The sequence below is a fragment of the Streptomyces sp. NPDC005483 genome, from assembly GCF_040606035.1.
In the GTDB taxonomy this organism is placed as follows: Bacteria; Actinomycetota; Actinomycetes; order Streptomycetales; family Streptomycetaceae; genus Streptomyces.
In genome coordinates this window covers 128,176-140,663 of the sequence record NZ_JBEXEA010000015.1, presented here as the reverse complement: position 1 = coordinate 140,663, position 12,488 = coordinate 128,176, and the positions used below count along the sequence as shown (strand labels likewise).

Below are 12,488 nucleotides of genomic sequence, written 5' to 3'. Positions count from 1 at the left end.
GAGGTACGGATGCGTCGCCCTGTCGCACGGAAGCTGTCGGTCCTGGCGGTCTCGGCCGCCGTGGTGTCGGTGAGCGCGGCAGCGCCGCCGGGGGCCACTTCGACACCCGAGAAGGTACCCGTCGCCGTCGGCTACGGCGGCGCCGTCTCCAGCGTCGACGCGGACGCCTCCGCCGCTGGCATCGAGGTCCTGAGGAAGGGCGGCAACGCGGTCGACGCGGCCGTCGCCACCGCCGCCGCGCTCGGCGTCACCGAGCCGTACTCCTCCGGCATCGGCGGGGGCGGCTACCTCGTCTACTACGACGCCAAGTCCCGTACCGTGCACACGATCGACGGCCGCGAGACGGCACCGTTGACCGCCGACTCCGACCTGTTCGTGGAGAACGGCAAGCCGCTCGCCTTCGCCGACGCCGTCAGCAGCGGGCTGAGCGTCGGCACCCCCGGCACGCCGGCCACGTGGGCCACGGCCCTGGACGAGTGGGGCAGCAGAACGCTCGGCAACGTCCTGAAGCCCGCCGAGCGGATCGCCCGCAACGGCTTCACGGTCGACGACACCTTCCGCTCGCAGACCGCGTCCAACGAGACGCGGTTCCGGTACTTCCCCGACACCGCGAAGCTGTTCCTGCCCGGCGGGCAGCTGCCGGTCGTCGGTTCCACCTTCAGGAATCCCGATCTCGCCCGCACCTACCAGGAGTTGGGCCGCAAGGGTGTCGGCGCGATCTACCACGGCGACCTCGGCGACGACATCGTCGACACCGTGAACAAACCACCGGTGGACCCGGGTTCGGGCTGGAACGCGCGGCCGGGCGCGCTGTCCGAGAAGGACCTCGCCGCCTACCGGGCCAAGCTGCAGAAGCCCACCAAGACCTCCTACCGCGGGCTCGGCGTCTACTCCATCGCGCCCTCCTCCTCCGGCGGCACGACGGTCGGTGAGGCCCTCAACATCCTTGAGCACACCGACCTTTCGAAGGCCAGTGAGGTCCAGTACCTGCACCACTACATCGAGGCCAGCCGGATCGCGTTCGCGGACCGGGGGCGCTGGGTCGGCGACCCCGCCTTCGAGGACGTACCGACGAAGGAGCTGCTGTCGCAGAGGTTCGCCGACTCGCGGGCCTGCCTGATCAAGGACGAGGCGGTGCTCACGAGTCCGGTGGCGCCGGGAGACCCGCGTCATCCGGGGGCGTGTGCCTCCGGCGGTACAGCGGCTCCCACGACGTACGAAGGGGAGAACACCACGCATCTGACGGTGGCCGACAAGTGGGGGAACGTCGTCTCCTACACGCTGACCATCGAGCAGACCGGGGGCAGTGCGATCACCGTTCCGGGGCGCGGGTTCATTCTCAACAACGAGCTGACGGACTTCTCGTTCGTTCCGGCGAACCCCGCTGTGCATGACCCGAACCTGCCTGGTCCCGGCAAGCGGCCGCGGTCGTCCATTTCGCCGACGATCGTGCTCGACCGGCAGAACAAGCCCGTGGTAGCGCTTGGTTCGCCCGGTGGGGCGACCATCATCACGACCGTGCTCCAGGTGTTGACCGAGTTCGTCGATCGCGGGCTGCCGTTGGTGGACGCGATCGCCGCGCCTCGGGCGAGCCAGCGGAATGCCGCGCAGACCGAGCTGGAGCCGGCGCTGTACAGCAGTGGGGAGAGGTCTCAGCTGGAGGCGATCGGGCATTCGTTCAAGCTGAACCCGGAGATCGGGGCGGCCACGGGGGTACAGCGGTTGCCGGGTGGAAAGTGGCTTGCGGCTGCTGAAACTGTCCGGCGGGGTGGGGGGTCTGCGCAGGTGGTCCGTCCCGCTTCGTAGTCGCCTGCGGGCGCGTGGGGGCTGGTCGCGCCCCGCGGCGGAGCCGCAGATCGATACAGCCCCGCGCCCCTAGGGAGTCTTCGTGAACGTCAGTTTGCCTGCTGCCGTGTCTACCGTCACCTGGCCGCCATCCTCGATCGTGCCGTCCAGGAGCATTCGGGACAGCTGGTTGTCCACCTCCCGCTGGATCGTGCGGCGCAGTGGTCGGGCGCCGTACTCCGGCTGGTAACCGTGCTCCGCCAGCCAGTCCACCGCGCTGTCCGTGAAGTCGACCGTGACGCCCTGGGCCCGGAGCAGGCGGCGGGTGCTCTCCAGCAACAGCTTGGTGATCTCGCGTAGTTGCTCGTCGGTCAGCCGGCGGAAGACGACTATCTCGTCGATGCGGTTCAGGAACTCCGGGCGGAAGTGGTCGCGCAGCGGACGCAGGATCTGTTCGCGTCGGGCCTCCTCGCCGGACTCCGGGCCGAAACCGATGCCCGCGCCCCTGCGGGTGATGGCTTCCGAGCCGAGGTTGCTGGTCATCACGATCACCGTGTTGGTGAAGTCGACCGTGCGGCCCTGGGAGTCGGTGAGCCGGCCGTCGTCGAGGACCTGGAGGAGGATGTTGAAGACGTCCGGGTGGGCCTTCTCCACCTCGTCCAGGAGCAGCAGCGAGTACGGATGCCTGCGGACCACCTCGGTCAGCTGGCCCGCCTCCTCGTGGCCGACGTATCCGGGCGGGGCGCCGATCAGGCGGCTGACCGTGTGGCGTTCCTGGTACTCGCTCATGTCCAGGCGGACCATGCGTTCCTCGCTGCCGAACAGGGACTCGGCGAGGGCGCGGGCCAGTTCGGTCTTGCCGACGCCGGTCGGGCCGAGGAAGAGGAAGCTGCCGATCGGCCGGTCCGGGCTCGCGAGGCCGGCGCGCGAACGCAGTACGGCGTCCGAGACGACCCGTACGGCCTCGTCCTGGCCGACGACTCGTTCGTGCAGGTGGTTCTCCAGGCCGAGCAGGCGGTCCTTCTCCTCCTCGGTGAGGCTGCTGACCGGGATGCCGGTCAGCCGGGACACCACCTGGGCGATGGCCTCCGCGGTGACCTCCAGGTGCTGGCCCTCGTCGGCCGCGTCGTGGTCCCCGGCCGCCTCGATCCGCTGCTTCAACTCGGCGATTTGGTCCCGTAGTTGGGTGGCCTGCTCGTACTGTTCGTCGGCGACCGCCTGATCCTTGTCGAGGGTCAGCTGCTCGACCTCGCGCTCCAGGGCCCGTACATCTGTCCCCTTGGTGCGAGCCCGCAGTCGTACCCGCGCTCCTGCCTGGTCGATGAGGTCGATCGCCTTGTCCGGCAGACGGCGGTCGGTGAGATAGCGGTCGGACAGCTCCACGGCGGTCACCAGCGCCTCGTCGGTGTAGCGGACCTGGTGGTGGGCCTCGTAGCGGTCGCGCAGCCCGCGCAGGATCTCGATCGCGTCCGGCGCGGTGGGCTCCGGGACCAGGATCGGCTGGAAGCGGCGGGCCAGGGCCGCGTCCTTCTCGATCCGGCGGAACTCCTCCAGCGTGGTCGCGCCCACGATGTGCAGTTCGCCGCGGGCCAGGGCGGGCTTGAGGATGTTGCCGGCGTCCAGGGAGCCGCCCTCGCCGCCCCCGCCCGCGCCGACGACCGTGTGCAGCTCGTCGATGAAGACGATCAGCCGGTCGGAGTTGTCCCGGATCTCGCCCACGATGTTCGTCAGGCGCTCCTCGAAGTCACCCCGGTAGCGGGTACCCGCTACCACGCCGGTCAGGTCGAGGGCGACGACCCGACGCCCGATCAGCACGTCGGGCACGTCCCCGTCGACGATCCGCTGGGCCAGGCCCTCCACGATGGCGGTCTTGCCGACGCCCGCGTCCCCGATGAGCACCGGGTTGTTCTTGCCGCGGCGGGACAGCACCTCGATGGTCTGCTCGATCTCCTCGTCGCGGCCGATCACCGGGTCGATACGGCCCTGTCGGGCCAGGTCGGTGAGATCGCGGCCGTACTTGTCGAGGGTGGGCGTGCCCGTACTACGCGGTGCTTCACCGCGGGGCTGCCCGGCATCCGGGCTCGCCTCGGGAGGCAGACCCGTGGGGGCGAACCGGGCCGAGTTCAGGATGTGCCCGGCGGCCGAGTCGGGGTTCGCCGCCAGGGCACTGAGCACGTGCTCCGGGCCGATGTGACCGGCGCCCCGGGCCCGGGCCAGCTCGTGCGCGTCGAGCAGGGCGCGTTTGGCGGCCGGGGTGAGGGACAGCGACGTGGGCGGAGGGGCCTCCTCCGGCTGGTGCTGGACCGGGCCGGAGCGTTCGTCGATCTCCGAGGCGAGCGAGTCGGGATCGGCGCCCGCCCGGCTCAGCAGGGTGCGGGTCGGCTCGGCGGCGAGCGCGGCCCGCAGCAGGTGCTGGGTGTCCAGATCCCGGCTGCCGTGCTCGGCGGCGTACTGCGCGGCGCCCCGCACCAGCTCTCTGGCCGGCTGGCTCAGCAACTGGCCGATGTTGATCTGCCGGGGGCCGGGGCGCGGTCCGCCGAAGAAACGGGCGAGGAACTCTCCGAAGGCGTCATAGCCTTCCGGTCCGCTGAATCCGCTGGTCATGGGCGTTCCCATCCGGCATCCCCATGGGGGTCCCCCCGGGCTGAGCCCGTTCGAGGCTTGGGGGAGGGCCGGGGACACCCTCGCTGATCGACGTGCGGGGGCCGGGTAACCCGGGTGTCAGCCGGTTACACCTTCGCACGGATGGGGGAGCGGGGCACTTTCAGCGGTCGGCGGGCGACACCGGTCCACCGACCACCTCACGGGGGACCCGCTCAGCGCGCCGTCAGGACCCGTGGTCCCGCGTCGGTGATGGCCACGGTGTGCTCGGTGTGCGCCGCGCGCGAGCCGTCGTTCGTCTTCAGCGTCCAGCCGTCCGGGGCCGTGTGGTACTCGTCCGTGCCGCCGGCGATGAGCATCGGCTCGATCGCGAGCACCATGCCGTGCCGCAGCGCGAGCCCCCGCCCCGGGCGCCCCTCGTTCGGCACCGGGGGGTCCTCGTGCATACGACGACCGATGCCGTGTCCGCCGAAGTCGTCCATGATGCCGTAGCCGCCGTCCCGGCACACCGTGCCGATGGCGTGCGCGATGTCGCCGATGCGGTTGCCCACGACCGCCGCCGCGATCCCGGCCGCGAGGGCCCGCTCCGCGGTCTCGATCAGCCGTACGTCGTCGGCGCGCGGCCTGCCCACGCTGAAGCTGATCGCCGAGTCACCGGCCCAGCCGCCGAGTTGGGCACCGCAGTCGATCGAGACCAGGTCGCCGTCGCGCAGCCGGTAGCCGGTCGGGATGCCGTGCACGATCGCGTCGTTCACAGAGGCGCAGATGACCGCGGGGAAGGGCGTGGAGGCGAAGGAGGGGCGATAGCCCAGGAAGGGGGAGGCCGCCCCGGCCTCCCGCAGCACCTCCCGCGCCACCTCGTCCAGTTCCAGCAGGGAAACACCCACGTCAGCGGCCTTCTGTACGGCGGTCAGGGCGCGCCCGACCACCTGTCCGGCCTCGTACATGGCATCGATCGATGTGTTCGTCTTCAGCTCCACCATGCCAATTACTATACCGGTATTAGAATGGGGGCATGGTGCGCACCCCTCTCACTCCCGAAGAACGCGAACGCGGCGAGCGGCTCGGCCGGCTGCTCCGCGAGGCCCGCGGCGGCCGCAGCATGACCGAGGTCGCGGCGAGCGCCGGGATCTCTCCGGAGACCCTCCGGAAGATCGAGACCGGGCGGGCTCCGACCCCGGCGTTCTTCACGGTGGCCGCGCTCGCCCGGGCGCTCGGGCTGTCCATGGACGAACTGGCCCAACTGTGCGAGCCGGCGGGCGTGTGACGGGAGTTCGCTCACCGGCCGGCAGTGGCGCCAGGAGACTCCTGCTGCTCCTTTGCAAACTGGCTGTAGCCCGTTCGTAACACTGCTGGTGTTGCCTTACGGACCGGAGTGCTCCGGTCTAACGGGAGTTGAGCGATGGCAGTGGATCAACTCCCGGGTCGGATGCGGGAGTTCGTGGCCTACCTGGAGGGTGTGCTGGCGCGGCTGGATCAGGGCGCCGGTTGGTGCGCGGTGTTCTGGCAGCGCGACCCGGACGGTATGCAGGCCTGCCTCGACGGCCGTGAAGTGCCGCCCTGGGACGTGGTGGAGGCGCTCCTGCAAGACCTCGCCGCGGAGTACGGCCCCGAGGTGGCCCACGCCGAGGCGGAGCGCGCCCGCCCCCTGCACGCCGCCGCCCAGGCCGCCCACGACGCCCGCCCCGGCGGCCGGGACGCCCTCGGTGACCGCTTCGACGTCATGCTCCGCGAACAGCGCTACGCCGCGGAACGGCAGGCCGAACTGGGCCGCAGGATCGCCACCGCCACCACCCAGGAGGAGGCCGACGCCATCCGCCTGGACCTCGCCTGGGCCCGCGACGACCACGAACGCGCGGTCCGGCGGTGCGCCGAACTCCAGTCCCGGATGACCGAGTTGGACCACCGCGCGCTGGACGACCAGGCCCGGGCCATCCGACGGGGGCAGGGCGCGGAGGGTGGGGCGTTCGGGGGCGGCGGGCGTGGGGTCGGTGGGCGTTGGCTCGGTGGCTACAGGAGCGGGGCCGCTGAGGGCGACGGACATGGGGCCGGTGGCTCTGAGGTCGGCGGGCACGGGCTCGGTAGTGGTTACGGTGAGGGCCCCGCCGAGGGCGGAGAGCACGCAGCGGGCGGCGCCGGGGGCGGCAGGAGTGCCGGAAGCTACGGGGGCGGCCCCGCCGGAGTCGGCGGTCATGGAGCCGCGGACACAGGGGGCCGTGGGAGGGAGCCCGGCGGCTACGAGGATGCCGCCACCGGGGGCCACAGCCACGAGACCGCACGGCATGGGCGCGGCGGCCACGAGACCGGCGCCCGCGGAGCCGGCGGCGGAAGCGTCGAGTTCCCGAACATGCCACAGCAGCGCGACGCCACGTCGGCCACGGACGCCGAAGCGCCCCACGTAGGACACGCACCGCAATGGCCCACCTCGACCGGAGCGGCCCGCGCGGGACAGCCTCTGCACCCGACGGCTCCTGCCTGGGAGGAAGCCCCCGGGCACGCGCCGCGGCGCCCCGGCCCAGCCGAAGTGGCCCGCCCCGGACACGCCCCGCAGTCGACGGCTCCCGTCTGGGCGGACGCAGCGGGACACGCGCCGCAGCGCCCCGGTCCAGCCGAAGCGGCGCGTCCAGGACACGCTCCGCAGCCCCTGACTCCTGCCTGGGAGGAAGCCCCCGGACACGCGCCCCAGCGCCCTGGCGCCGCCGAAGCGGCCCGCCCCGGACACGCCTCGCAGTCGACGGCTCCCGTCTGGGCGGATGCATCGGGACACGCGCCGCAGCGCCCCGGTCCAGCCGAAGCGGCGCGTCCAGGACACGCTCCGCAGCCCCTGACTCCTGCCTGGGAGGAAGCCCCCGGGTACGCGCCCCAGCGCCCCGGCCCCGCAGAAGCGGCCCGTCCCGGACACGCGCCGCAGCCGACGGCTCCCGCAGAGGCCGACACCCGCGGACGCGCGCCGCGACATCCCGGCCCCGCCGAAGTCGCCCGTCCCGGACACGCCCCGCACCCCACAGCCCCCGCCGAACCGACCCACCCCGGCCCGCACCAGCTCCGCCGCCCCGACGACCCCCACCCGGCCTACGCCCCGTATCCGCAGGCTCCCGCCCAGGCCACCCGCCCCGACATCGATCCCCCGCAGCAGCCCACCCCCACCGCCCCACCGCCGGAGGCAAAGCGCAAGCGTCGGCGAGGCGGTGCTCGTTTCGCCGGTGTGGCCGAGGAGGGCGGTGCCCCCGTCGTCGTACCCCCGGCTGCCGTGCCCGATCTGCCCACCGCGCCCGTGGCGAAGGGGCGGCGCCCGCGCGGGGCTCGTTTCGCCGGGGCCGCGCGAGCACCGGAGGCGAGTACGGGGCAGGGTGCCGAGCCGTCGGACGTGGTGGCGCGGCGGGAGACCGCCGAGACGGTCGCGGCGCTGGTGCGGCTGCGCTCGGAGGGGCGTACCGGCGAGGCGCACGCCGTGCTCGCCGAGGTCGCCCACTGGCCCGCCGACCGTTTTCCGCTGCTCGCCGCGGAGCTCCAGCACGCCGGGCTCGGCGCCGACTGGGTGACCCTGCTGTGGGAGGCCGCCTCGCTGCCCGCCGAGCGACTGGTGGCCGCCGCGGACGCGCTGGTCGCGGCCGGGCGGGACACGGACGGGGAGCAGATCCTGCGGCAGGGCGTCGCACGGCCCGCCGGCGAGATCGGCGCGGCCGTGCTCGGGCTGGTCGCCGAGGGCCGCCGTCGTGAGGTCACCGCGCTTCTCGACGCCTACGTCCGCGTCCGCACCCCCGAGGAGGCGGCCCGCAGCGCCGAGCCCGGCCCGGGGACCCTCGTACCGCTCCTCCTGGCCGCCGCGCGAGGCGTCTCGGACGAGCGGCACTGGGACCTGGTGCACGCCCTGCGCGTCGCCGGATTCTCCGCCTGACAGGTCCCTCACAAGCCCGCTGACCGGGCACGTCACTCCTCCACTGGAGTGTGAAACGTGATCGACTTCGCCGGTTAACGACGATGGTCTTGGCAAGCCTCTCCAGGAGGCTTACGTTCGTCCCTCTACGGCCCCCTCTACGGGCGTAGAGGCTCTGACGTCCCCGCCGAAGGAGCAGCTCATGGCCAACGTCGTACGTGCCGCTCTGGTCCAGGCCACCTGGACCGGCGACACCGAGTCCATGGTGGCGAAACACGAGGAGCACGCCCGCGAGGCGGCCCGACAGGGCGCGAAGATCATCGGGTTCCAGGAAGTGTTCAACGCCCCCTACTTCTGCCAGGTCCAGGAACCGGAGCACTACCGCTGGGCCGAGCCGGTGCCGGACGGCCCCACCACCAGTCGTATGCAGGAACTCGCCCGCGAGACCGGCATGGTGATCGTCGTGCCGGTGTTCGAGGTCGAGCAGTCCGGCTTCTACTACAACACCGCGGTCGTGATCGACGCCGACGGCAGCGTCCTCGGCAAGTACCGAAAGCACCACATCCCGCAGGTCAAGGGCTTCTGGGAGAAGTACTACTTCAAGCCCGGTAACCTCGGCTGGCCCGTCTTCGACACCGCCGTCGGCAAGGTCGGCGTCTACATCTGCTACGACCGCCACTTCCCGGAGGGCTGGCGCCAGCTCGGCCTCAACGGCGCCCAGCTCGTCTACAACCCGTCCGCCACCCACCGGGGCCTGTCCTCCCACCTGTGGCGCCTGGAGCAGCCCGCGGCCGCCGTCGCCAACGAGTACTTCGTCGCCGCCATCAACCGGGTCGGTGTCGAGGAGTACGGCGACAACGACTTCTACGGGACGTCGTACTTCGTCGACCCGCGCGGCCAGTTCGTGGGGGAGACGGCGAGCGACAAGGAGGAGGAACTGGTCGTCCGCGACCTGGACTTCGACCTCATCGAGGACGTGCGGCAGCAGTGGGCCTTCTACCGCGACCGCCGCCCCGACGCATACGAGGGGCTGGTGCAGCCGTGACCGAGGACCTGCTGGGACGTCACCGGGCCGTGCTGCCCGACTGGCTCGCCCTCTACTACGAGGAGCCGCTGGAGATCACGCACGGCGAGGGCCGGCACGTGTGGGACTCCGAGGGCAACAAGTACCTCGACTTCTTCGGCGGCATCTTGACGACGATGACCGCGCACGCCCTGCCCGAGGTCACCAAAGCGGTGAGCGAGCAGGCCGGGAGGATCATCCACTCGTCCACGCTGTACCTCAACCGGCCCATGGTCGAAATGGCCGAGAGGATCAGCCAGTTGTCCGGCATCCCGGACGCCCGGGTGTTCTTCACGACCTCCGGCACCGAGGCCAACGACACGGCCCTGCTGCTCGCCACGACCTATCGCCGCAGCAACACGATCCTGGCGATGCGCAACAGTTACCACGGCCGCTCCTTCAGCGCGGTCGGCATCACCGGCAACCGCGGCTGGTCCCCCACCTCGCTGTCCCCGCTCCAGACGCTGTACGTCCACGGAGGCGTGCGGACCCGCGGCCCGTACGCGTCCCTGAACGACGACGACTTCATCGCCGCCTGCGTCGACGACCTCAAGGACCTCCTCGGCCACACCCGGCCGCCCGCCGCCCTGATCGCCGAGCCGATCCAGGGCGTCGGCGGCTTCACCTCGCCGCCCGACGGCCTCTACGCCGCTTTCCGCGAGGTGCTCCAGGAGCGGGGCATCCTCTGGATCGCCGACGAGGTGCAGACCGGATGGGGCCGCACCGGCGACCACTTCTGGGGCTGGCAGGCACACGACCAGAACGGCCCGCCGGACATCCTCACCTTCGCCAAGGGCATCGGCAACGGCATGTCCATCGGCGGGGTGGTGGCCCGCGCCGACATCATGAACTGCCTCGACTCCAACAGCATTTCGACCTTCGGCGGCACCCAGGTCACCATGGCGGCCGGCCTCGCGAACCTCACGTACCTGCTGGAACACGACCTCCAGGGCAACGCCCGGCGCGTCGGCGGACTGCTCCTCGAGCGGCTGCGGGCGGTCTCCGCGCAGATTCCGGGCGTACGGGAGGTGCGCGGGCGTGGGCTCATGCTCGGCGTCGAGCTGGTGAAGCCCGGCACCGACGAGGCCGACCCGCAGGCCGCGTCCGCCGTCCTCGAGGCGGCCCGCGCCGAGGGGCTGCTCCTCGGCAAGGGCGGCGGGCACAACACCAGCGCCCTCAGGATCGCCCCGCCCCTGTCCCTGACCGTCGCGGAGGCCGAAGAGGGCGCCGCGATCCTCGAACACGCTCTGAGGAGCACCAGCCAGTAGGTCCACAGCAAGGGAACACCGTCATGAGCACCACCTTGGAGCCCCTGGAGTCCCTGGAGCCGACCCTGTCGGTCCGCCAGGTCCTCATGCTGGAACGGGTCCTCGCCGGGGAGCCCGAGGTGGTGGCCGGTGCGAGCCAGCTCGACCGGGCCGTGCGCTGGGTGCACGTGGCCGAGGCCGCCGACGTCGGCGTGATGCTCAGCGGCGGCGAGATGGTCCTCACCACCGGTGTGCTGCTCGCCGGTGACGACGACAAGCAGGCCGAGTACATCCGGTCCCTGCACCGCGCGGAGGCCGCGGCCGTGGTGCTCGGACTCGGTCGCGCCTTCCCCACCCCGCCGGACGTGATGCGCCGGGCCGCCGAGCGGTGCGGGCTGCCCATGGTCGTCCTGCACCGGCCCTTCCCCTTCGCCGAGTTGACGGAGGAGGTCCAGGCCCGGCTGGTACGGCGGAAGTTCGCCGCCGTCAGCATGTCCGAGGCCGTACGCACCGCCCTCACCGGCCTCATCACCGCGGGCGCCCCGCTCCAGCGGATGCTGGACGAGATCGCCCGCCACAGCGGCTGCCCGGTCGTCGTCACCAACCTCGCCCACCGCGTCCTCGCCACCGCGGGGGAGCGGTCCGCGGTGGACGACGTGCTGCGCGACTGGGAGCGCATCGCCCGTCAGGCCGGCGGCAGCGAGGGCGACGGCTGGATCCGCGCCGAACTGGGCGGGCGCGGGGAGCGCTGGGGCCAGATCATGCTGTGCGGCTACCGCGGTGACACCGCCACCGGACGCCTGCTCGCCGACCGCGCCGCCGAGTCCCTCGTCCTGCACCGGATGCTCGGCGGCGCCTCCGCCCACACCTGGGAGGAACAGTCCGCCCAGAGCCTGCTCACCGACCTGGTCAGCGGCGTCGTACCGGCCCGGCAGCTGCTGCCCCGCGCGCGGGCGGCCGGACTGCCCGTCAACCGGCGCACCTTCGTCCCACTCGTTGTACGGGACGGCGATCCGGCCGAACTCGACCGAGTGCTACGGCTGTTGGGGCTGCCCGGAATCGTCGCCGAACTCGCCGACGGGGCCACCGCCGTCCTGCTGAGCCTGGCCCGCGACCAGGACGCCACGGTGCTCACGGCCAACTTCGCGGCCCGGCTGACGGGGACGGTGGTGGCCGCCGCCGACCCCAGGAGCGCCTGGGACGACGTGCCCGCCGGGATGCGTGAGGCACGGCATGTCGCGGACGCCGTCGCCTCAGGGGTACTCGACCTCCCGGCCGTCGTCCGCCTCAAGGACGTCCACCTGCGCGGCCTGATCCGGCTGCTGCGCGACGACCCGCACGTGCAGTCCTTCGCGGAGCGCGAGCTGGACGGGCTGTTGTGCGACTCGGGCCCGGGGGAGGGCCTGCTGGCCGTCCTGCGCACCTATCTCGCCACCGGCCGCAACAAGTCCCGCACCGCCCAGCTCCACCACGTCTCCCGGCCCGCGCTCTACCGCCGGCTGGAAGCGATACAGGGCCGGCTGGGTGTCGACCTGGACGATTTCGAGCAGGCCGCCTCCGTGCACATCGCGCTCCTCGCACACGACGCGCAACAGGGCTGAAACATGCCACGACCTGGGAAAACGGCGGTGAAACATGGGCTCACGAGAGGGTGACACCGTGGCACGCCGCATGCCCGCAGACGTGACACGCTGCAACTCAAAGCCAGTTTTCGGACTTCCTAGTCTTCTGGGGCGGGCGTCGGAAGTGCCCTCTGCCCCGCGACGCCCGGCACGCCCTCTCGCCGCACCGCGCACAAGCCCAAGTACATCCAGTACGAGGGCTTGCGCGCGGCACGCCGAGAGCACGCACCGGACGCCGCAGTGCCCGCGGGCGGACGAGGGCACTTCCGACGCCCGCCCCAGCACACCGAGCG

8 protein-coding genes are annotated in these 12,488 nt (G+C 72.0%); 6 read left to right on the top strand and 2 right to left on the bottom strand.

Annotated features, from left to right (window positions below):
* The first annotated feature begins 9 nt into the window (after nucleotides 1-9).
* The gene (gene ggt / locus ABZT06_RS27750) at nucleotides 10-1,806 is read left to right on the top strand and encodes a gamma-glutamyltransferase (RefSeq protein WP_355746383.1); all 1,797 of its coding nucleotides are present in this window, start codon (nucleotides 10-12) and stop codon (nucleotides 1,804-1,806) included.
* 69 nt (nucleotides 1,807-1,875) lie between these two features.
* Here ggt and ABZT06_RS27745 read toward each other — a convergent pair whose 3' ends face one another.
* Together ABZT06_RS27745 and map are read right to left on the bottom strand one after the other, a co-directional pair.
* On the bottom strand, nucleotides 1,876-4,389 hold the full coding sequence (locus ABZT06_RS27745) for an ATP-dependent Clp protease ATP-binding subunit (protein WP_355746380.1): 2,514 nt from the start codon (nucleotides 4,387-4,389) through the stop codon (nucleotides 1,876-1,878).
* A 212-nt stretch (nucleotides 4,390-4,601) separates the two neighbouring features.
* Nucleotides 4,602-5,369 carry a type I methionyl aminopeptidase gene (gene map, locus ABZT06_RS27740; RefSeq protein WP_355746377.1) on the bottom strand — a complete coding sequence of 256 codons (768 nt, stop codon included), beginning with the start codon at nucleotides 5,367-5,369 and terminating at the stop codon, nucleotides 4,602-4,604.
* 32 nt (nucleotides 5,370-5,401) lie between these two features.
* Here map and ABZT06_RS27735 point away from each other — a divergent pair, with 32 nt between their 5' ends.
* From ABZT06_RS27735 to ABZT06_RS27715, 5 genes are all read left to right on the top strand, one after another.
* The gene (locus tag ABZT06_RS27735; protein WP_355746374.1) at nucleotides 5,402-5,653 is read left to right on the top strand and encodes a helix-turn-helix transcriptional regulator; all 252 of its coding nucleotides are present in this window, start codon (nucleotides 5,402-5,404) and stop codon (nucleotides 5,651-5,653) included.
* A 135-nt stretch (nucleotides 5,654-5,788) separates the two neighbouring features.
* Complete coding sequence (locus ABZT06_RS27730) at nucleotides 5,789-8,284, top strand: hypothetical protein (RefSeq protein WP_355746371.1); 2,496 nt, start codon at nucleotides 5,789-5,791, stop codon at nucleotides 8,282-8,284.
* Between the two features lie 181 nt (nucleotides 8,285-8,465).
* The gene (locus ABZT06_RS27725; protein WP_355746368.1) at nucleotides 8,466-9,308 is read left to right on the top strand and encodes a nitrilase-related carbon-nitrogen hydrolase; all 843 of its coding nucleotides are present in this window, start codon (nucleotides 8,466-8,468) and stop codon (nucleotides 9,306-9,308) included.
* Nucleotides 9,305-10,594, top strand: coding sequence for an aspartate aminotransferase family protein (locus tag ABZT06_RS27720; protein ID WP_355746365.1), 1,290 nt, complete (start codon nucleotides 9,305-9,307; stop codon nucleotides 10,592-10,594). Before ABZT06_RS27725 ends, ABZT06_RS27720 begins: the two co-directional genes overlap by 4 nt.
* 23 nt (nucleotides 10,595-10,617) lie before the next feature.
* Nucleotides 10,618-12,174, top strand: coding sequence for a PucR family transcriptional regulator (locus ABZT06_RS27715; RefSeq protein WP_355746361.1), 1,557 nt, complete (start codon nucleotides 10,618-10,620; stop codon nucleotides 12,172-12,174).
* The last annotated feature ends 314 nt before the right edge of the window (nucleotides 12,175-12,488 follow it).